We start from the raw sequence: 22,223 nt of genomic DNA, 5'->3' as shown, positions 1-22,223 counted from the left end.
TTTCTCCGCAGGTTGATGGTCTCTACAGGGTAATATTTTCTGCAGTCCCACTAAAAATCAACTTCGATACAAACACGAAGCAAAGTCGGTTTAGAAGTTCCGTTGAGAAAAATACCTGTTGGGCGGGGTGGTTACCACGAGGTTTGTGAAGATTCGCATTTCGAAAAATCATCACGTGGTCATAAATGTGGAAGGACATATCTGAATGAAATGGACGCGAGCTCATATCGAAAACGGTGCAGATTTTTCAGATCACTTTTCAACTATGCTATATCGTCCCTGCAAGCGAAGCAACTATCGAGACTTAAGGTTTGCTTTAATTCATCGTATCAACCTTTCACCACACATGAGACTTATGGTGAACTTTAGTTAGTGTCCGTCCTTTGACGATCTTTATGATGTGTTCAGTTTCCCGGACTGAAAAAGCATGCAAACAATAGTCAGATTTCAGTCAGTCGTGTATAATAAACTGTTTATGCGGTCGTAGTTTAAAGAGTTCCTGATCGACCGAATGGCCTCTCCAATTTCTCGCCTTGTTTGATTGATGATTGCAGTATGACTTACTCGCGATTAAACCCTTCATTGCTAAATTATTTTCATATTTTCATTCTGCTTTTCGCGGGTACATTTTTTGTACAATATAGCCAAGCGGCAGACTCTGACCCGACGAACTCAGTCGATTTCACGCGTGATATCAGGCCGCTTTTGTCGAATACCTGTTTCAAATGTCATGGTCCAGATGAGCAGACCCGATCCGCCGATTTACGGTTGGATACTCATGAGGGAGCCACAGCGGATTTAAGAGGATATCGAGCCATTGTTGCCGGGGATCCAGATTCCAGCGAAGCAATGCGTCGCATTCTTTCAGACGATCCCGATCTCATGATGCCTCCGCCAGATAGCGGTCGAGAACTATCCGGGCAACAAAAAGAGCAATTTGCGAATTGGATTTCCAGTGGTGCAAACTATGAACAACACTGGTCTTTCAAGCCGATCAAGTCTCCACCTGTCCCAGCCTCAGAGAATGGAGCGGACGGGAATTCAATTCATCCTATCGATGCTTTTATTCGTCGCCGGCTAGAGTCACTGCAGTTGACTCCATCTCAAAAGGCGTCCCCCTCGACATTGATCCGCCGCGTTTCACTCGACTTGATTGGCTTGCCTCCCAAGGCTGAAGATGCGAAGGATTATATTAGCAGCGAGTCGCCAGAGAAATATCTGGAACTGGTCGACCGTCTGCTCGCAAGTCCCCACTATGGCGAAAAATGGGGACGACACTGGCTCGATCAAGCTCGATACGCCGATAGCAATGGCTACACCGTCGATTCCCCTCGATCAATCTGGCTCTATCGTGACTGGGTGATCAATGCTTTCAATGACGATATGCCATTCGACGAATTTACTCTTCAACAGCTCGCCGGCGATCTCCTGCCGAACCCAACGCCAGAGCAGTTGATAGCGACTGGTTTTCACCGCAACACGTTGGTCAATCAAGAAGGAGGATCTGACAAAGAGCAGTTCCGGAATGAAGCTGTTGTCGATCGAACGAATACAACAGGAGCGGTCTGGCTCGGATTAACGGTAGGCTGTGCACAATGCCATACCCATAAATATGACCCACTTACTCACACGGAATACTACAGGCTGTTTGCCTTTTTCAATCACACTCAGGATGTCAATTCCATTTCACCACAACTTCAGGTCCCCTCTGACCAGCAACGCGAACAACTGGCAGAATTGAATGAGAAATTCAGGTCCGCAACTGCCGCAGTAAAAGCACGCAAACAACAACTCGACTCAACGATCAGCGAGCCGATTTCGACGGAATCAATTTGGACGGCCATCACACCAGAAAACAGCACGTCCGCTGGTGGAGCCATCCTCACTGTTTTACCAGACGGTTCTGTTCTCGCGTCCGGGACCAATCCGAACTCTGAAGAATATACCGTCACGTTCACATCACCGCTGGCACAGATTTCGGCGATTAAGCTCGAAACACTCATCGATCCTTCATTGCCAAAGCAAGGACCAGGACGAGCCAGCAATGGGAACTTTGTACTCCATGAAGTTGATTTGAAAACAACCGAACAGATCGCTCAATGGGTCGATGCCACCGCGGATCATTCTCAGAATCAGTTTCCAATAAAAAACGCGATTGATGGCAACTTAAAAACCGGCTGGGCAATCAACGTCACTAAGGGAAACATGAACATGAATCGTGAGGCGATAATTTATTGCCAACCCCTCAAGTCGAACGCTGACAAACAGGAATTCCAGTTGACGCTGACTATGGCAAACCCGCAATACAGCATCGGTCGATTCCGGCTGCTGATTTCTGCAGCTGATCACCAATTACTTGGCTTGCCGGACCCGGAATTGACGCGGCTTACTCAAATCCAAACTTCTCTCGAAGCAGACCAGAAAAAACTGATTCAGTCGATCCCGACAACTATGATAATGTCGGAATTAAAAATACCACGGGAATCACACAGATTAATTCGTGGAGATTTTCTCAGGAAGGCAGAGCCAGTAACACCCGGAACTCCTGATTTCTTGCCGGGGATCAATAGTCGACAAAACAGTGAATCTCCTTTGATGACTCGGCTCGATCTGGCACGTTGGTTGACTCAAAAAGATAACCCGCTCACGGCTCGAGTCACCGTTAATCGAATTTGGATGCAGCTGTTTGGCCGTGGGTTGGTCGAAACCGAAAATGACTTCGGACTGCAAAGTACTCCTCCAACTCACCCTGAGTTACTCGATTGGCTCGCCAGTGAATTCATGACAAGCGGCTGGTCGGTTAAGCATCTGATTCGTTTGATCGTCACTTCGAAAACTTATCAGCAAGCTTCGGAAGCCAGGGAAGATGCTTTTCGCGTTGATCCTCTCAATAAGTATCTGGCTCGGCAATCGCGTATTCGGCTCGATGCAGAACTCATTCGAGATGCCGGACTCACGGTTTCAGATTTATTGACTGAAAGAATTGGTGGACCGAGTGTTTACCCGCCTCAACCGGATGGCGTTTACACCTTCACTCAAGTCAACTCCAGTTGGCCCACAAGTAAAGGAGAGGATCGTTATCGACGTGGCATGTACACGTTCTTTAAAAGAAGTGCGCCTCATCCCTTGTTGAGCACATTTGATACTCCATCGTTTAACACAACATGTACTCGTCGAGATCGTTCCAATACACCATTGCAATCACTCACGGTCGCTAACGATCCTGCCTTCTTCGAAATGGCTCAATCGCTCGGAAGGCGGATCTCTACTGCACCAGGGACATGGGACGAACGGTTGCAGTATGCATTTCTAATCTGCTTTTCACGCAAAGCCACAAATTCAGAATTGAATCGAATAAATACTTATTTTGATTCACAAGAAAAAGTATTCGACCAGGATCAGAAACTGAGGGCAACCATTATCGGACAACGCGATGATGGCAAACCAGTTACATCCGAACAAGCCGCATGGGTCATGGTTGCCCGTGTGCTCATCAATTTAGATGAATTTATTACTCGGCAATAATCATTGAAGACAGAAAGATCACACAACAATGATTCCTGCATCGCATCTGAGTGACCTGATGGGAAGCCTTAGCAATCAAACCCGTCGGCATTTCTTTCGAAATTGTGGGCTGGGGATTGGAGCTGCTGCTCTCGGCGAATTGGAGAGGCCGACAACTGCATCGGCTCAGTCAGACTCAAAGCAATCTGGCTTGCCGCATCATGCCCCTCAAGCAAAAGCGATTATTTTTCTATTCATGGCCGGAGGTCCGAGCCAGCTCGACCTGTTTAATGATAAGCCCGCATTACGGAAACATCATGGTGAGCTTCCCCCTGCCAGTTTTCTGGAAGGTAAGCGATTTGCGTTTCTCAAGGGAAATGAAACTCTGCTGGGCAGTCCCCGAACATTCGGACGTTATGGAGAATGCGGGCAGGAAATTTCCGACTTGTTGCCTCACCATCGTGCAATCGCCGACGATGTCTGCTGGTTGCACGGAATGCAATCGGACGTATTCAATCATGGACCGGCAAAGATTTTTTTGAATACCGGATCTCCTCAACCTGGAAGACCGAGCATGGGTTCCTGGCTCACCTACGGTCTTGGCAGCGAGACAAAGGATCTCCCGGGTTTTGTCGTACTGCAATCCGGGCCGCGCGGTCCCCGGGGTGGTTCGGCGCTGTGGTCAAGCGGTTTCCTACCAACCACTTATCAGGGAGTTCCTTTCCGCAACGGCCCGGAACCGATTCTTAATTTGTCCAGCCCTGCAGGTATCACGCGTGAACAGGAGCGAAATTTTGTCGATACCGTTTCAGACATGAACCGTATCAATTTGGAAGCCGTTGGAGACTCAGAAATCTCGACTCGAATTTCAGCCTATGAAATGGCTTATCAAATGCAATCGAGTGCCCCCGACCTGATGGATCTTTCACAAGAGACAGAAACCACACTCAAAAAGTATGGAGCCGAACCGGGCAAGCCTTCCTTTGCAAATAATTGCCTGCTCGCACGTCGACTCGTGGAACGTGGTGTTCGCTTTATTCAGCTATATCACACGAACTGGGACCACCACGGTGGACCGACTGAAAACCTGGAAGAACATCTGCCTGATATCTGCCGGGAAGTCGATCAATCGTCCGCTACACTTGTACGGGATTTAAAAGAACGAGGTCTGCTGGATGAAACGATTGTCGTTTGGGGCGGAGAATTTGGCCGCACACCAATGGGCGAAGTCCGCCAAAACACTGGTCGCGATCATCACATCGATGCTTATTCCATGTGGGCCGCCGGCGGTGGCTTTTCCCCAGGATTAATTCACGGTAAGACTGATGAACTCGGCTTTGGAGTTGATGAAAAACCAAAACATGTTCACGATTTGCAGGCGACAATACTTCATCAAATGGGCATCGACCATGAGCGTCTCACCTACCGCTTCCAAGGTCGAGATTTCCGCCTGACCGACGTGCACGGGCATGTTCTGCATGATTTATTATCGTAGTACTATGAGCGACACCAGAATGCGCCATCATCACCAACAAGTCACTTGGGTAACAGTCGCATCAGTAGAATCCTGACGCGATGCAACGTTCTCTTTTATTAATCAGCATCGTCTCGCCAGACTCAAATGCTGTGGTTATCCCTTATGCATATTTCGGTGCATGTTTAGACCAGCCGAGTGTCCACTGCAGTTGAACCCGGGCTACGATATACTCGACTAATGCTACCAGATAAGCAGGCCATGCATCTCCAGTGAGCTCGAACAGATTGCAGAGCTTCCTGCGATAAGCCCTGACCATATGACTGGATCATGCGTGGCACGCCATGAGCAACGCGAAGGGCGTGGTCGCCCGTATTACCCACGCCCATCACTTCGTTCTGGGTCGTGCCACTCAGATAATCATTGATCATAAAAGTAATTGATGCAGGATATTGAGCGAATCTCTCATTTCAAGAGTATCCATAAATCGCGCACGGCTATATGAAGCATTTTCAAATGCTCTGGCTGGTCTGGCTAACTTCACTCATGTCAGATCAACCTCCTTCAACTCACGCGACTTATCCGGCCGTTATCTTCACAGATACTCATGTAAGGAGTTCCTTGACGACACGGCATTCCTGAGCATCAGTCAATGTTTGTTCCTGACTGTTTCGCAGAAACGTTAGTCGTTCATGTTCGAGGCCGAATAGATGCAGGATGGTAGCGTGATAATCGTGGTGGTTCACGATATTTTCAACCGCTTTGTAACCAAAATCATCAGTTGCTCCATGAGTGTACCCGGCTCGAAATCCTCCGCCGGCGACCCACATGCTGAAACCATACGTGTTGTGATCACGTCCAACTTTCGTGGGGGCACCGTCGTTTTCAATCACGGGCAAGCGTCCCATTTCTCCGCCCCAATGCACAATCGTTTCGTCGAGCAAGCCGCGCTGCTTCAAATCTTTGACGAGGGCAGCCGAAGGTTTGTCGACCTTTTTGCACGCTTTCGGCAAACTCACGGTCAGTCCAGAATGATGATCCCAGAATTGGTTGCTGGTGAAAACCTGGACAAAACGGACGCCCCGTTCGACTAACCGTCGTGCGATGAGACAACGTTCGCCGTATTCTTTGGTCGCAGGGTCATCGAGGCCGTACATCTGATGAGTCGCTTTGGATTCTTTAGATAAGTCGAGCGCCTCTTTCGCGGCATGCTGCATGTGTGCGGCCAGTTCGTAAGTCGAAATGCGCGCATGCAATTCATTCTGATGTGGTCTTTCAACAAGATGTTTCTGATTCAGATGGTTTAAAAATTCCAAGGCCCGTGCTTGTGGGGCACCCTGTAAATGAGCAGGGACATCGAGATTCAGAATACGAGGCTCTTGGGGTCTGATCACTGTTCCCTGATAGAGGGCGGGGAGCCAGCCGTTCGACCAGTTTTCCGTTCCCATCACTGGAAGTTGCCCCGGATCGATCAAAGCCAGATACGCGGGCAGGTCTCGTGTTTCGGCTCCCAGTGCATAGGTCAGCCAACTTCCCAATGAAGGTCGACCGGAAATGATCCGACCTGTGTTTAGCGCGGTGATCGATTGCCCGTGGTTATTGACCCCGGTATGAGTGCTCCGTATAAGCGTGATATCGTCGGCAATCTCTCCGGTGTGGGGGATCAGATCGGAAAGTTCCATCCCGCATTGGCCACGGGGCGCGAATTTCCAGGGTGATGCGAATATTTTCGAGGTGGAATTGGCGCGGTCGTCGTACTTCAGTTCCCCGGGATAGGTTTCGCCGTCGTGTTTGCTCATTTCCGGTTTGGGATCAAAGAGATCGTGATGGCTGGGGCCCCCTTGCATCCATAAGGAGATCATCGATTTGGCGCGGGCAGGTTGATGCGCCGGTTTAGGCTGCGTATCGAAAATTTGCGGTTCGAGGGGAGGCTTCGTCCCCTCTGCACCGTGACTGGCTTGCTGGGCCAAGCAGCTAACCGCCAGTCCACCCAGGTTGAAGGCGGAACTAGCCAGGAAGTGACGTCGGCTACCTGCATATTTTTCGGCTGAAATCTCTTTGTTCATAAGAACTTCCTGATGAATTTTAGGCAGGAGCGCAAGGAGAGAGTCTGAGTCGCGTCAGGTCGATTAATCAATGTAGAGAAACTCGTTAGAGCTCAGGAGAATCTGGCACAAGTTCGCCAGCGCGAGCAATGCAGGATCATCGTCCTTCCCTGCTCGCTCAGCCAATGTTTCCTGCTGTTCAACCAGAAACTGTTGTGCGTCTGCCAATTCTGACTGGTCGGGAAGACGAGCATATACGCGCTGCCACAGCTGATTAATTTTCTGAGGGTTATCTTCTTTATACTCGGTATTCAATAAGGAGGCGAAATCTTTGGCCTGTTGCATTATGAAGTCGCCGTTCATCAGCATGAGCGATTGTGGTGCGACGGTCGAGAAACTGCGAAGTTCGCAGTTCGGTTCCATACGAGGATTATCAAAGACTTCGAAAATCGAAAGCGGACGGGTGCGACGAACCTGCACATAGACACTGCGTCGCAAATCTTCCCCATGCATTTCGAGCACTTTTCCAGGCCGTCCGGCACTCAGGTTTTCAATGCCAATCACCCACTGTCCAACCGGATCAGACATGACCGGTACGGGCGGGCCATACATTTTCTCGTTCAAGTTTCCACTAATTTCCAGGACCATATCGCGCAGAACTTCCGCTTCAATCCGCTTCAGTCGTGCACTGCCATACAAGGCGATATCGGGATCTCTGGTCAAGTAGGCAGTATCTGTTGAAAGTGCCTGTTGATAAGTGTGGCTCAGCATGACCATTTTGATGAATTTTTTGATATCCCAGTTTTGCTGCACGAATTCATCAGCTAACCAATCAAGGAGTTGAGGATGCGAGGGAGGAGTCCCGAGTCGACCAAAATCGGACGGCGTAATGACAATTCCACGACCGAGCAGATGCAGCCAATTACGGTTGGCAAACACACGCGCAGTCAACGGATGTTGACCGGAGGTTAACTGCTTAGCGAATGCGAGCCTGCGTCCTGTAGAAGGGATCGCAGGATCGTTATCGGGAATTTGCGATTCCACAACGTGATTCAAAATCGAAAGCCCAGCCGGTTTGACCTCTTCTTTGGGTTGTTGATGGTCACCACGGTTAAAAACAAAAGTGGGAGTTAAATCACTGGCGGTTTCGGTTAATGCACGAACGAAAAATTCTTCCGGCTTGGTTTTGCGGAGTTCGGCAGCAGCATCGGCCATTTTCTTCAATTCGTCGGCTGCCGGTTTGTCGTACAAATACAGGGAACCGGCAGTGATGCTGAGACTGGGGTATTTTTTATATATTTCTTTTTGTTCAGGCGTGCGATCCTTTTCGGCAATTTCACGAGCAGCGACGGCAATTTCACGCTCGGCTTCGGTCAACTTGGCCAATTCTTTTTCGTAGTTGCGATCGATAAATTCCTGCTGTTTCACCAGGCGTTCATCGAGTATTTTCTTCGCCTCTGCTTCAATCGTAGCCGCTTTGGCGCGATCTTCGTCGGTATATAAAGAAATGCTCCGCTGGCTGGGCGTTTTCCATTTCTTCCAGTTCAATGCTGGCTCGAAGACGGCTCGCAAACGATAGTAATCCGCTTGCGGTATCGGATCGTAACGATGTTCATGGCACTGAGCACATTCGACAGTTAAGCCGAGAAAAATGCTGCTGACAATTTCCACAGTATCGGCCACAACTTCGTTTTTTGTCAGATCGTCGTCGAGCTGTTTAGACATCGTGCCATCGGGGGCCATTCGCAAAAACCCGGTGGCAATCAACTTTTCGATCGCGTCGGGAGGCATATTTTTGTAAGGCGGAGACACCATTTCGTCCCCCGCCAACTGTTCTTGAACAAACAAATCGTAGGGCTTGTTTTTATTCAGTGATTTAATCACATAGTCGCGATACTGCCAGGCCCATTTGCGTTCGGGATCGGTTGTTGTCACTCCTTCCGAATCTGCATAGCCAGCGACATCGAGCCAGTGACGAGCCCAACGTTCTCCAAAATGGTCGTTAGCCAGCAGGCGGTCGAGCAAACGCTCCCAGGCGTCTGGCTGATCATCCTTCACGAATTCCTCGACCATTTCGGGTGTTGGGGGTAAGCCCCACAAATCGAAACAGGCGCGACGGATAAGCGTTTTACGATCCGCAAGAGGCGAGAATTCAAAACCAGCCTCTTCCAGTTTGTGCAATACGAATCGATCAATCGGCTGCTCGACCAATTCAGGCTTGCGGACGTCCGGAAGTTCCGGACGGGTGACTGGCTGATAGGACCACCATTCCTGATCTTCAGGCAGAATGACCATCCCCGGTGCCAAAGTTTCCGGTTCGGAACGGAGCGTGGGAGCCGATTGAGCAACCCAGCGGGTGATCAGATCCTGTTGTTCGGAAGAGAGGGGATGACCTGATCCTGAGGGAGGCATTTCACCGCTCGCAATGCGATCGAGCAGATAACTTTCGTCCGGTTTCCCGGGAACAATTGCAGGTCCTGAATCACCGCCCTGCACCATAAAACGGCGAAGACGCAGATCCAGTCCACCGTCTACTTCTGCTTCTTCCCCATGACAATGAAAGCAAGCCGCTTGCAGAATCGGACGGATCTGTTTTTCGTAGGAGATCTCCGCCTCCGGGACTATCGTCTCCTCTGCAGACAAAGGAGTAATCAGGCAGGTTCCCAGAAATCCAGCGATTATTAGCGATTTCATGATAATGATATTGCCTCTCAACAAAACTCAGGGTGGGCAAAGGAGGGAGGGAGTATGCATCTGCGAGGCTGATATCTCGCGATATCCTAGTTGCTATCTTAGAGGGCATCCTTGTGAAAATCAAGAGAATTCTCAATTGGGGCTGATAATATCTAGAGCATATTCAAAAATCACCTGCAGCGTTCAGCAGGAGCAAACACATTATTTTTAGGACTTTTGATGTCCATGCGACTGCAGTTACCATTTGAAAATGGTCTAACTCTGTTTTACCGATGACTTGAGTAAACCAATGCTGGCGTCAGTAGAATTCTGCAATCAAACATGATGGTGTCTATACTCGTTCAATTTAAATGGTTATCTCATAGAAATTGTGAGCCGATCAAGAAACAGTTCTCGACTATTTCAGATGCGCGAATTCATTTTCAATTAATTTCGTTTACTCAATTGCCCCCCCAATACCTTCCATAACTCCTGTTCTGTCAGAGGAGCACTCCCCTCCTCCTTTCGACACAATAACAGAATTGCTTCCTGAATTGCCGGAGACAGGTTCGCCAGATTCACGTTCTGAAAACCTCAAGGATTCTGATGGAGACGGTTCAGTTCCGACTACTGAATGCGAGCCAGACGAACCATTCCGATTGGGTTACGACGTGGTAAACAACATTTACTGAACAGAGTGCAAGAACAAAGCACTAAGAATCGATGTTCGCAGACATTTACTATTTCAGACTGATTTCGAAAGGAAATTGTCCGCCTTCAGCGCTGACCTCAGCATAGAGCTTTGTCTGTTGAGAACTGCTGAAACGTGCAGGAATATGCTCGATTCCATTTGCAGTCTGCATTTCGGGGGCCATGTCTTTTGGGAATGGTGAACCATCCGGCTGTGCAAACTTGGAAATGGTGACGAGATGCTTACCCGGTAGACATCCCTTGCGGTCATCAACGAAATTGAGTTCATAATGGCCCTTCTCATCGGTCAAACCGAAAGAGGGTTTCCCAATGGTATCTCCATTGGGAAAAAAAGTAACCATCGCCTTGACCACAGGCTGCCCATCTGCCATCACTGTGCCAGCGACGGGGGCAAGTGGAATTTCGGGGGTATTCGAGGAATTACATCCAGATAATGCAATCAAGAGCAGCAAGCAAAGATGAAAGGCAGTCGTATTATAAGAGGGAAGCATTTTAAAACTCGCGATTAAAGTAGGGAGAAATTCTAAACAGGAGGAAAGGCCAAACCGATCCCCCTGAGTTGAGAAAATCCATTTTTACAATTCGCCCAGGACCTGGCCATCGGAAATGTATGCCAGGTTTGTACGAGTGGAAGCATTTATATTTTCGCTCAGGAATTTTACAGATCCGTCACCCATGAGAACCTGTACGCCTCCTTTATGGAGACTGCCAGTCGTCCCCCAATCGGCCAATTGGGTTTTGGATACATTTTGGAATGGAGGAGTGGTCCAACTGCAGCAGTCACGAAAGTCGTTGATGCCTCTGCTGTCAGCAAGATCGACACCATTGCCGACCCATTTAGAATAACCCCAGGTTTGACCTACGCCGTTTTTGACATCCAGAGTTGTTTCGGCAACAGCGACCGAGTTACTTGTACCGTCGGTAATGTCTCTCATCCGGCAGGAAGAATAGACACCAAACATTCTCCGAGATGTTGACGTCCAATCTCTCCAAGATGTCGTGCTGCTGCTGTACCTGGCAACGGAGAAGTCATAGTTAGTTTTAGCGCCTGTAAAACCTGCTGATGCTGCGTTCGTATAAATACCGTATGTATTATCGTTACCTGTGTAGGTATTACGTCCATTATCAGAAGGACAAAGTAAAGCTGGTATCAAAGTGCTGACAACAAGTGCATTACCACTGGTTTGAATTGTCGACTCCGGTTGCACCAGAGGAGCAGGTGCAGTCCCCCCTGTTCTGACATACGAACCAGCGGGGTAGCGAGAATCGAATTGGTCAAACAAGGCAGCCTGTTCGAGGAAAGGCAATAAGCCAGTCCAGCCTCGATGATTCAATGTAAAACCGGTCGAGTTTGATGTGTTAGCATTGTTATTGCTCTCGATGGCACCATCAGCCGAAGTGCTATAAGGGAAAACACTGTGTGTATCGTGATAGTTGTGCAATGCCAATCCAATTTGTTTCAGATTATTTTTGCAGCTTGTTCTACGGGCAGCTTCTCTGGCCTGTTGTACAGCGGGCAACAACAGTGCAACCAGGATGGCGATAATCGCGATTACTACTAATAGTTCGATTAGTGTGAACCCTCTCAGACGTGCTTTGCTCATTGATTTCTCCTGAAATTAAGAATCTCTGCGAATTAGAGATGAATGAATCAGACTATGGCGAGCTAATTGGTTAACATGCAAATCTCGAACCATTACTGTGTAAAAATGACAATCCCTGCCTAAATGGTATTATAATAGGAGATCAGAGTGTCATCAAAAATAGTGAATGGAATGTGCTGGCTTCAGATTATGCGCAAATCATCAGCAGATATGCTTAATGGTAAATCCCTATTGAGCAGAAAAGTGAAGCCTCAACGCATGCTTATATGCTAACCACAGCATCGCAAACGCAGATTTATCGCAACGGTACCTAATTGCGGTTTCCCGTTTGAGTGCTTGAGCCTGTTGCTCAGTTAAGCCTCAGAAATTGGGTTACTTACTATTCAATCATCTGCGGTCTTTCCGATACGGACATGGTGTCCGATAATTGGGGGGAAAGATCTGCTGACTGTCAACGAATGCTCAGATACTGGGACGCGAATCAGGGATGTCTCCGCAAAATATGCAGGTCGGATGTGAGAGCAGGACTTAATGATTGTACACAATTATTGCACAATGATTTAGTGAATCGTTCCATCTAACCATGCGGGGTGGAACGATCCAGCAGAATATCGCTTACAACGTGTGCGTGCTCCACACCGGTGAGACGCTGATCGAGCCCCTGGAATCGATAAGTGAAACGTTCATGATCGATTCCAAGACAATGCAACATCGTTGCGTTGAGGTCTCGGATGTGAACTCCATTTTCGGCGATATTGTAGGCGAACTCATCGGTCTGTCCGTAGGAAACACCACCGCGGACACCGCCGCCAGCCATCCACATGCTGAAGCATCGGCCGTGATGGTCGCGTCCGCTTCCCAATTTGCCTTGGCCGTAAGCTGTGCGTCCAAACTCGCCACCCCAAATCACCAGAGTGTCGTTCAGCATCCCACGATTTTTTAAATCCGTAATCAACGCAGCGGAAGCCTGGTCAGTATCGAGACACTGGGCGCGAAGATGAGTCTGCAGGCTGACGTGTTGATCCCACCCTCTGTGGAAAAGTTGTACGAATCGCACATCCCGCTCTGCCATGCGTCGGGCCATCAGGCAATTGAACGCGTAGGTTCCCGGCTGTCGAGCATCCTCGCCATACAATTGAAACGTGCTTTCCGGTTCATCCGAGAGGTCAGCAATTTCGGGTGCTGCCGCCTGCATACGGAAAGCCATCTCATATTGAGAAATTCGAGTTTCAATTTCTGGATCGCCACTGGTTTGGAATTTCAGACGATTCAGTGCCGCCAGATGATCAAGCTGATCACGACGATTCTCGCGCGTGATGCCATCGGGATCTTTCAGATATAATACGGGATCCCCGCTGCTACGGAGCATGACGCCTTGATGATTTGACGGCAGAAAACCGCTGCCCCACAACCGAGAGAAAATCGGTTGCCCCGGATTCTTGCCGTTGCCTTGCGATAGTAACACCACATAAGCTGGCATGTTTTGATTTTCGCTGCCCAACCCGTAACTGGCCCAGGCGCCTGCACTTGGCTGGCCCGGAATTTGCGAGCCGGTATTGATGAATGTGATCCCAGGATCGTGGTTGATCGCTTCGGTATTCATCGAGCGAATGATGGCGATATCATCCGCGATCTTGGAAGTATATGGAAGTAAATCGCTGATCCAGGCACCACACTCACCATGCTGCGCAAACTGACCGATCGGACCACAAACGGGGAATCCTTTTTGCTTCGCAGTCATTCCAGTCAAACGTTGATTGCCACGCACGCTTGGTGGAAGCTCTTCGCCATGTTTCTGTTCCAGTATAGGTTTGTAGTCAAACAGATCGATATGCGAAGGGCCGCCTGACATAAACAGATAGATGACTCGCTTGGCAGTCGGCTGGAAATGCGGCAGACCGAATTTATTAGCCTTTCCACTCACTTGGGATTGCACATCGGCATTAGCATAGCCTTGTAACAATGTCCCTAGCGCTGCGGCCCCCACACCACCGAAAGCCTGGCTAACAAATTTGCGACGGGAAGCGAGATTATGGATATTCATTCTCGTGTAATCGTTTCGTCAAGGTTGAGAATTAGGGATGCAACGCAGCGGATCGCGGCGACATGAGTGGCCTCGACGCCACCGGCTCCATAGTCCGCTCCCAGATAATCGACTGTTTTTTCAGGCGAAGCTTCAAAATAGGAAGACTGCTGCTGGAATGTAGATTTCAAAATCTTCATCTCCCTCTTTGACGGCCTTCTCGCGGTTGCCAGCCGAAAGCCATATCGGAGTTGTTCATCCAGCAAGTCACTCGCATCAATCATACGTTCGGCGAGTCCACGAGAAGCTTCGACGAACTGCGGAGCGTTCATCAGCACAAGGGCTTGCAGTGGGGTGTTGGTCAGTGATCGCCGCACCGAACAAGTCTCACGGTTGGGGGCGTCAAAAGTTGTCATCACGGGTGGTGGCGAAGTACGTTTCCAGAACGTGTAGAGGCTTCGGCGATACTTCAACCGACCAGTATCGGTGAAGTAATGCTGAGCCGAAAAAAAGCCGCCATACCCAAAGTGACTGACCTCTTTCCAAAGCCCGACCGGTTGGGGCGGATAAACACTCGGGCCACCGATCTCTTGATTCAACAGGCCTGCGATTGCGAGTGAACTATCGCGAACCGCTTCGGCAGACAGTCGATACCTTGGGGCTCGGGCATAAAGCCGATTGTATGGATCGACTTCCAAAAGATGCCCATCGATATTTGAGGATTGGCGATAGGTTCGCGACATGAGCATCTGCTTCAGCAACGCACGCACATCCCAACCCGATTCCACAAATTCCGCCGCCAGCCAATCGAGTAGTTCGGGATGCGATGGCCACTCTCCCTGAGAGCCGAAGTCTTCGGTTGTCTTTACGATCCCTGTTCCAAACAGCAACTGCCAATACCGGTTCACCGTGACGCGGGCGGTCAACGGATGGGCGGGGTCGGTCAACCAATTCGCCAATGCCAACCGATCCGCAGGCATCGATTCGGGTAACGCCCCGAGGAACTCGGGAACTCCGGCTTCGACGATTTCGCCGTGCTGATCATATTGTCCACGTTCGAGAATCGGCGTTTTGCGATCAGCGGCCCCTCTATCCATCACCATCACTGATGTCTTACCACTGGCATGCGACTGTCTCAATAATTCAATCTCACCATCGATTGTATTAAGCAGTTTCTGCATATCCACATTGACTTTGGCAAATTCGGCAGCAACGAGATCTTGCTCTTCTTGACTCCGTTCCAGATCCGGCTTTCGCAGGGCGACAATCAACGCAGATGGAATGTGATGCTCATCAGTCGCATCTAATTTTGCAAAGACATCCCCCCAGGGGGGCGAACCGTGGGCAGCGACGACCGAAGCGGGTAGAAAACCTTTGATCTCGCCAGGTAAATTCCACCCCTCGGGAGCAAGCGAAGAGACCAACCAGGTTGAGTCGGTTGCGAGGAACTCATTATCGTTGAACACAGCGAGTGAGAGCAGCGCAGCTTTCCCACCCCCTTCTGTCCAGTCCTTCGCTGCCACAGCGATCAGATTCTCACCTGTAACTAAGAGTGGTTGAAGATTAAAAACCGTCGGCGTCCGCCAATCCGGATTCTTTCCGAGAAGCTTTCCGTTGACCCAAATCTCGGCTTCATTATCGCAACTCACCATCAAGTCGGCTTTCGAGGGAATCTCTTCGAGGTTAAATGTTTTACGAAACCATGCGAACTCTCCCGCCGCCTGCGGGTTGGACCAAATCCAAGACAACTCTTCGGCCTCGCCCTGAACTGGAACCCTAAATGGTTGTGTCATCTCGACGAGTGCCTGTTTATCAAACTTTGCGAGCGTCTCTTTTTCCCACTTCAGACGTGCATCTCCCAAAAGATTCTCCGGATACGCTTTGGCGAGCTGCAGGGCTGCAATTCGTTCTTCGAGGGAAGCACGAAACTGGATCTCATCCGGTAGAATTGGATCGACAGAAATCATCGGTTTCGTATTTCCATTCTTGCCTCCTCTACCGGTTTCGGTCGAAGTGTTGAAGAACGCAAAGAATTGGTAATAGTCCTTTTGCGATATCGGGTCATACTTATGATCGTGACACTGGGCGCACCGCATCGTCAGCCCCATGAAAGCCGTGGAAACCGTATCGATTTTGTCAACGATGGACGCGACTCGATACTCTTCAGCGATCGTACCGCCCTCATGTGTATTCATGCTGTTGCGGAGGAATCCTGTAGCGATGAGTTGGTCTTCGGTAGCGTTTTCCATCAAATCGCCCGCAAGCTGTTGACGAAGAAATTCGTCGTAGGGCATGTTGTTCTGAAAAGCTTTGATCACCCAATCTCGCCAGACCCACATATCTCGATGGTCGTCGATCGAATAGCCATTCGTGTCAGCAAATCGAGCAACGTCCAACCAGTCCATCGCCAATCGCTCCGCAAACTGCGGACTGTCCATCAGACGATCAATAGTCGCTTCATACTGAGCATCAGGATTTTGAAGAAACGCCTCAACCTCAGCCAATGTCGGTGGCAAATTGGTCAGATCCAAATAGAGACGCCTTACGAGTGTCTCCGGCGTTGCTTCGGGCGAGAAGTGAAGTTCCTCCTCGGCTAATCTCGCGGCGATAAACTGATCAATCGGTCCTTCGATTTTTGCTGTTGCCGATGGTGGCACCGGTCGCTGGACCGGTTCGAACGCCCAGTGCCCGGAATATTCGGCACCTTCACGAATCCAACGAGTCAGCAGATCGATTTCTTCAGGCTCAAGTGGGTTCTTATGCTCCGGTGGCGGCATCCTCATATCTGGATCGTCATTATTGATCCGCAGCACGAGTTCGCTGGTATCTGGATCACCTGGAACGATTCCGGCGTAGCCACCCAGATCTTTGAACGCGCCCTCACTGGTGTCGAGACGGAAATCTGCATCGCGATCTTGTGAGTCCGGTCCATGACAGGCAAAACACTTGTTCGACAAAATTGGTCGGATATCACGATTGAAATCCACTCGTGTTGGTGATTCAGCCAGGACCGATGCAGCCGGTAGCAACAGAAACAGGGTCAGGAATCGGTATATCACGTATTGCATGGATTGTTTGTATTTCGTTTATGACTTCGTTGTCTTCTCGCAGTCACAGCTCGATGCTATCGGTTAAGCATATTTCGACAGGGTGAACTGTAAATAAAGTCCCACAAAACCCATTGATCAAGTTGATTTCATCGACTGACTGGTTTGATCATTCACGACAACTCTCCAAGGGCCGTACAAGAACCAGTATACGCGTAGGTCAGGAGATGATCAACGAATTTATCCGGAAGGAGAACTGCTGGAAAGCAACGAAAGCTTCCAACCAATCAGGAGTCAGGCGGTAGTGGGATACCGACGGAATTTTTTTTGCGACATTGATGAAGGAACTGGCCCATCGAGATCATTATCGAACACGAGGTCAGGCGTGTCGGAGCTTGTTTGAATACATTGAAACGTTTTATAATTGGCAATGTTCTCATTCGAGATTGGGATATATTCTTCCAATGGAATTCGAGCAGGCGATTAAAACTTAATCCCGCACCGACCAATCTGTGTTAGTCCAAAATCATAGGAATGAGTTGTAACCAGAAGTTATGTTCGCCACATTCATTGACCAACCTCGTCATCTCTTAATCAGGAACGGCTTGCTAATGATTCGACTGAATTCTTTCCCTGCAACTGCATTAGGAATCATTCTATTTCTCTTCATTGGATTCAACGGGGAGCAGTCTCAAGCCGATGTTCCAAAGAATTGGAAACAAGAAGCGGAACCACGAATTCGTGCGATTTATGAACGTGGTGAATATAATGGCAAGAAATTTGATTCCGAATGGCTTCCCAATAGCTCGGGATACATCACTCGAGAAAAGCGACCTCAGGATAACCAACCCGTTGAGTACTTATATGATGTTCAATCCGGAGAACGTACTGAAGTCGACACTAATAAGGCAGGCAAGTCGGATCGCGATCCCCTGCGATCCCCAGATGGGAAAAATATTCTGGAATTTCGCAAGCGACAATTGTTTGCCCGCAATCTGACCAGCAATCAACGGACTCAATTAACGAAACGACCAGAGGATCGAGAAATCTGGTATCGACAACCTGTCTGGAGTCCTGACGGAAAAAGAGTCCTGTTCATTGAGTCGGACGAAACCGACGTCAAACTGCGGCCAACTCTTGAACCAACCGATCCGTCATATCCAGAAGTTCGCAACCGTCGCTTTGCTCGGGTGGGTGAGACGATTGCAAATTTACGTGTCGGAGTTGTCGATCTCGCTGGAAGCGATATTCAATGGCTACCGATTGTGGTTCCAGCCGAAGGTTTCTATCTGGGACAGGTTGACTGGGCCGGGAATTCTGAAGAAGTTCTCGTCGAAACATTCAGTCGGTTCCGCGATAAGCGAGAGTTCCTGCTGGTAGATCTCAATTCTTCAGAGGTTAAGAGTCTCTACCAGGAATCTAACGAGGCCTGGGCGATTGGCAGTCAACAGACAAGCTCCGGGCTGATCTGGATTCGTGATGGTCAGAATTTCATCGTCATCACTGAAAAAGATGGTTGGCGTCACGCCTACTTGTATTCTCGTGATGGTCAGGAAGTCGCACTACTAACGCCTGGCGAATATGACATCATCGAACGGGCCGTCGTAGATCAATCGGAAGAATGGTTCTACATTTACGCTTCTCCTGAGAATGCGACACAGAAGTACCTTTATCGTGTCCCTCTGGATGGATCGGGAACGCTCGAACGCGTCACGCCTAATGACCAGCCGGGAACTCATAAATACGAATTTTCTCCAAATACCAAGTGGGCTTTTCATACCTGGTCGACATTTGATTCTCCGCCTCAGGTCGAACTCGTGGAATTGCCTGATCATCGCCATGTACGCGTTCTGGAAGACAACCGTGAGCTTCGCGAAAAGGCAACAAAGATAATCACTCAACCAACTGAGTTTCTTCAGCTCGATATCGAGGACGGTATTACTCTGGATGCCTGGATGATCAAGCCGAGAGGTTTTGATCCGACAAAGAAATATCCCGTATTCGTATACGTCTACAGCGAACCCTATTCACAAACTGTGCTTGATGAATGGGGAGCAGGTCAAAGTCATTTTAATCGAGTTGGTGCCGATCAGGGTTATCTTGTTGTTTCAATCGACAGTCGAGGGACTCCTTCACCAAAGGGAGCAGCGTGGCGGCGTTCGATCTTCGGCAGTCTGGGGCCAATATCCACAGAAGAGCAAGCCGCAGGTTTGAAGGAACTGGGACGAATACGACCATTCGTCGATCTCTCCCGAGTTGGAATCTGGGGCTGGAGCGGGGGCGGCTCTAATACACTCAATGCCATGTTCCGCAAACCCGAACTTTACGACGTTGGTATTGCTGTTGTCCCAAAACCTCAGCCACATCTTTATAACGCGTGGTTCCAGGAAATCTATATGCGAACTCGTGAAGTAAATCCCGAAGGCTATGAACGATCAGCTCCAATTAATTTCGCTGAAGGACTTCAGGGGAAGCTATTGATCATGACTGGTTCTGGAGAAACGAATACACACATTCAGATCATAGAAGGGCTGGTCGATCGATTAATCGAACTTGGGAAGCCTTTCGACTATATGGTTTATCCCAATCGAGATCACGGACTTCGTGAGGGCAAAGGAACACAAACGCACGTCAGAATGCTGATCCTCAGATATCTCCTGGAAAACCTTCCCTCTGGACCACAGTAGAGTAATCGATTCATACGCAATTTGTATTTTGCGTTCTGTATCAGCAATGACAGCCTTTGATCGCAAATTTGCACAATCGTATGCACACTGCAATTAAAATAGTTCCAATGGGAATAGAGGATGGCGACGATGAATGTAAACAAACTTTGACATATCCGCGGCTGTCATTCCAGGGGTGTTCACTCTTATAAAGTGATCTGAAATGGAAGCGTACGCTGCGACGGGTGCGTGGACGCCTTTAGCGATAATAATTCCATATTTTGAGGGATCAACTCCAAGATGAGTAATCTGTCGCAAGCTGAAAGGGGGAACCCGATTGGTAATCAGAACGAGTGTCAGTTCCTCATTCTGCACGACAACGGAGGTCCCCTGATTGAAGCTCTGCTGCCCGCCATGCCGGGGCTCTTCTTCCGTGAATCTTCCATCACTGACAGCCATCACCTCAAATTTACCCTCAATGGGCTTGCCAACGGTTCCGGGTAACTTTCCTCCTATCTGCAGATTCAAAATTGCTCCTACCCCTGCAGATTTCGCCTGCTCAGCCGAAGCAGGGTCGATGATAACTCCCAATGCAGGTCCGGCGTGCTGTTGTTGAATGATCTCGAACAGGATGGTGCAGTCTCCCGGTGAGCCGCCGCCAACGTTATCCCCCATGTCGAGCAGGCATGTTGTTCCAGGAAATTCATGAGCCTGTTGCACTGCGTCTGTCATGGAGAGCAGCCGACTTTTTAAGTTATGACGTCTTTGCCAGAGTGCTTCGCCAAGCGAATTCGCCAATGGTTGAGCAGACAGCACATTGCCATCAGTCACAACAATTGTTGAGGAACCAAGTTCTGGAACGTCTGCATAGGGAAAGCCGAGAACGATCGAACTGCTCAAAACGCCCGGGGTTTCCTGCATATGCTGCGCGTGTGCAAGCAATTCTGCGTAGGCTCCCTCAGAAGAAAATTGACGTTCAATCTCAATCGCAATAGGAGGGAAGCATGCTGCCTGGGAAAGTTTCACTTCACCTTTGACAGCGCGTGTGATGAGTTTCGCTGCTTCAATTCCCCGTTGCCGCTGATCCATATGTGGATTCGTCTTGTAAGAAATGATCGCATCTGTAGCCGAGACCATGAGTGGAGAAAGATTCGCGTGGGGATCGATTGTGGCGATGATGGGCATGCTCGCTCCCATTCGATCTCGAATCTCTTGCAGCCAAAGCCCGTCAGCGTCGAGTGCATCTTCGGACACCATGGCGCCGTGTGGTGCGAGCAACATTGCATCGAGCGGCGGCGACTGATCCAGCTGCGCATGGAGACGGGAGCGAAGCTCAGAAAATGTAGACGCACTCAGGATTCCTCCAGGAGCAGCTCCAGCAGCCAGAAGAGGAACAATGTCGACCCCCTGCCCGGATAGTCCCGACAGGAAGCCCCCCAACTCGTGATGACTATCTCTAAGTTGCCAGATTTCATCCCCGCACAGCAGCATTCCGGATTGAAAACTTTCCAGAACTGTCGGAATGGGATTGAAGGTATTGGCCTCTAACGCGATTGACGCAATGCCGATTCTCATGTGCGGAATCATCTCTCTGATATTGAGTTAATTTGAATTCTCTCTGCTTCCAGCACGGGACTTCAGTCAGCGGTGAATGAGATTTGTCACAGCGTACACTGGAATTTCGGAAAAAGGGGAATAGTATGTTCCGTATTATGGGGTCGTCAATTGCCATCATCGCCTTTCGATCCCTGGATACCATTTCCGCCAAACCATGCATGCTCGCTCGCCCAACCTAACGATAGTCGTTGCACGAAGGAACCGAAGAGATGAATAGCCAGAACAGAAATCTGTTGTACTCCGCAGTCGTCAGTGATGCACTGGACATGATGGGGTACTTTAATCAATGCGCTAAGCCTGGCCTTTCATCACTAACGGTGTCGCGAAAACTCATTGGCCGTTGCCGAACAACTCTGTGGGGCGATATGTTCCACAAAGACCCGACTCCTTATGCAAAAGAACTTCAGGCTGTTGACTCCTTGACAGCTGGCGATGTTGTAATTGCAGCCGCACATGGCTCGATGCGATCGGGAATCTGGGGAGAACTCCTGACGACAGCAGCCAGCAACAGAGGATGTCTGGGCGCAGTAATCGATGGAGCCGTCCGCGATGTCTCCAAGATGCGGGAGTACGACTTTCCTGTCTATGCCCTCGGAGCCTGTCCGCTCGACAGTCAGAACCGACAACGGGTCTGTGATGTTGATATTCCCGTCGAACTCTGCGGAGTGATTGTAAACTCAGGCGACCTCATTGTGGCTGACGAAGATGGTATTGTGATTGTCCCCCAGACCATTGAAGAAGAGGTGCTCAAGCTCGCCTTGAGCAAGATCAGCGACGAAAACCAAGTCCGCGATGCGATCCGAAACGGCATGCTGGCAACCGAGGCCTACGCTAAGTTCGGCGTGCTGTAGAACGAGAA

12 protein-coding genes are annotated in these 22,223 nt (G+C 49.5%); 5 read left to right on the top strand and 7 right to left on the bottom strand.

Translation table 11 applies throughout. The features are described from left to right. Positions 1-705 precede the first annotated feature (705 nt). Together Pan54_RS06080 and Pan54_RS06075 are read left to right on the top strand one after the other, a co-directional pair. On the top strand, positions 706-3,525 hold the full coding sequence (locus Pan54_RS06080; RefSeq protein WP_165441610.1) for a PSD1 and planctomycete cytochrome C domain-containing protein: 2,820 nt from the start codon (positions 706-708) through the stop codon (positions 3,523-3,525). A gap of 28 nt (positions 3,526-3,553) precedes the next feature. Continuing rightward, positions 3,554-4,999, top strand: coding sequence for a DUF1501 domain-containing protein (locus Pan54_RS06075; protein WP_242631234.1), 1,446 nt, complete (start codon positions 3,554-3,556; stop codon positions 4,997-4,999). A gap of 584 nt (positions 5,000-5,583) precedes the next feature. Here Pan54_RS06075 and Pan54_RS06070 read toward each other — a convergent pair. The 6 genes from Pan54_RS06070 to Pan54_RS06045 all read right to left on the bottom strand — a co-directional run bounded on the left by Pan54_RS06070 (position 5,584) and on the right by Pan54_RS06045 (position 17,102). Next, positions 5,584-7,044: a DUF1501 domain-containing protein gene (locus Pan54_RS06070; RefSeq protein ID WP_207310056.1), complete on the bottom strand. Its 1,461-nt coding sequence runs from the start codon at positions 7,042-7,044 to the stop codon at positions 5,584-5,586. Positions 7,045-7,107: 63 nt separating this feature from the next. Then, positions 7,108-9,717, bottom strand: coding sequence for a PSD1 and planctomycete cytochrome C domain-containing protein (locus Pan54_RS06065; RefSeq protein WP_146502657.1), 2,610 nt, complete (start codon positions 9,715-9,717; stop codon positions 7,108-7,110). A 719-nt stretch (positions 9,718-10,436) separates the two neighbouring features. Further along, positions 10,437-10,898 carry a hypothetical protein gene (locus Pan54_RS06060; RefSeq protein ID WP_146502656.1) on the bottom strand — a complete coding sequence of 154 codons (462 nt, stop codon included), beginning with the start codon at positions 10,896-10,898 and terminating at the stop codon, positions 10,437-10,439. Positions 10,899-10,982: 84 nt separating this feature from the next. After that, complete coding sequence (locus Pan54_RS06055) at positions 10,983-12,011, bottom strand: DUF1559 domain-containing protein (protein ID WP_146502655.1); 1,029 nt, start codon at positions 12,009-12,011, stop codon at positions 10,983-10,985. A gap of 577 nt (positions 12,012-12,588) precedes the next feature. Beyond that, complete coding sequence (locus Pan54_RS06050; RefSeq protein ID WP_146502654.1) at positions 12,589-14,055, bottom strand: DUF1501 domain-containing protein; 1,467 nt, start codon at positions 14,053-14,055, stop codon at positions 12,589-12,591. Beyond that, positions 14,052-17,102, bottom strand: a complete 3,051-nt coding sequence (locus Pan54_RS06045; protein ID WP_146502653.1) for a DUF1553 domain-containing protein — start codon at positions 17,100-17,102, stop codon at positions 14,052-14,054. Before Pan54_RS06045 ends, Pan54_RS06050 begins: the two co-directional genes overlap by 4 nt. 314 nt (positions 17,103-17,416) lie before the next feature. On the opposite strand from Pan54_RS06045, the gene Pan54_RS26720 reads away from it, so the two are divergent. Then, positions 17,417-17,575 carry an IS3 family transposase gene (locus tag Pan54_RS26720; RefSeq protein ID WP_390621920.1) on the top strand — a complete coding sequence of 53 codons (159 nt, stop codon included), beginning with the start codon at positions 17,417-17,419 and terminating at the stop codon, positions 17,573-17,575. A 117-nt stretch (positions 17,576-17,692) separates the two neighbouring features. After that, positions 17,693-19,768 carry a S9 family peptidase gene (locus Pan54_RS06035; RefSeq protein ID WP_146502651.1) on the top strand — a complete coding sequence of 692 codons (2,076 nt, stop codon included), beginning with the start codon at positions 17,693-17,695 and terminating at the stop codon, positions 19,766-19,768. Between the two features lie 93 nt (positions 19,769-19,861). Here Pan54_RS06035 and Pan54_RS06030 read toward each other — a convergent pair whose 3' ends face one another. Next, positions 19,862-21,322 (bottom strand): M81 family metallopeptidase, encoded by a 1,461-nt coding sequence (locus Pan54_RS06030; RefSeq protein WP_165441609.1) that lies wholly within the window; start codon positions 21,320-21,322, stop codon positions 19,862-19,864. Positions 21,323-21,573: 251 nt separating this feature from the next. Here Pan54_RS06030 and Pan54_RS06025 point away from each other — a divergent pair, with 251 nt between their 5' ends. Then, positions 21,574-22,215: an RraA family protein gene (locus tag Pan54_RS06025; RefSeq protein ID WP_146502649.1), complete on the top strand. Its 642-nt coding sequence runs from the start codon at positions 21,574-21,576 to the stop codon at positions 22,213-22,215. Positions 22,216-22,223 lie beyond the last annotated feature (8 nt).

The organism is Rubinisphaera italica, from assembly GCF_007859715.1.
In the GTDB taxonomy this organism is placed as follows: Bacteria; Planctomycetota; Planctomycetia; order Planctomycetales; family Planctomycetaceae; genus Rubinisphaera; species Rubinisphaera italica.
The sequence above is the reverse complement of the archived record's forward strand: the minus strand, read 5'-3'. Positions and strand labels throughout refer to the sequence as shown.

Coding starts and splice junctions, on each gene's coding strand:
- Pan54_RS06030 (WP_165441609.1), bottom strand. CDS start 21,322: ATGAGAATCGGCATTGCGTCAATCGCGTTAGAGGCCAATACCTTCAAT.
- Pan54_RS06055 (WP_146502655.1), bottom strand. CDS start 12,011: ATGAGCAAAGCACGTCTGAGAGGGTTCACACTAATCGAACTATTAGTA.
- Pan54_RS06045 (WP_146502653.1), bottom strand. CDS start 17,102: ATGCAATACGTGATATACCGATTCCTGACCCTGTTTCTGTTGCTACCG.
- Pan54_RS06025 (WP_146502649.1), top strand. CDS start 21,574: ATGAATAGCCAGAACAGAAATCTGTTGTACTCCGCAGTCGTCAGTGAT.
- Pan54_RS06070 (WP_207310056.1), bottom strand. CDS start 7,044: ATGAACAAAGAGATTTCAGCCGAAAAATATGCAGGTAGCCGACGTCAC.
- Pan54_RS06035 (WP_146502651.1), top strand. CDS start 17,693: ATGATTCGACTGAATTCTTTCCCTGCAACTGCATTAGGAATCATTCTA.
- Pan54_RS06050 (WP_146502654.1), bottom strand. CDS start 14,055: ATGAATATCCATAATCTCGCTTCCCGTCGCAAATTTGTTAGCCAGGCT.
- Pan54_RS06060 (WP_146502656.1), bottom strand. CDS start 10,898: ATGCTTCCCTCTTATAATACGACTGCCTTTCATCTTTGCTTGCTGCTC.
- Pan54_RS06065 (WP_146502657.1), bottom strand. CDS start 9,717: ATGAAATCGCTAATAATCGCTGGATTTCTGGGAACCTGCCTGATTACT.
- Pan54_RS06075 (WP_242631234.1), top strand. CDS start 3,554: ATGATTCCTGCATCGCATCTGAGTGACCTGATGGGAAGCCTTAGCAAT.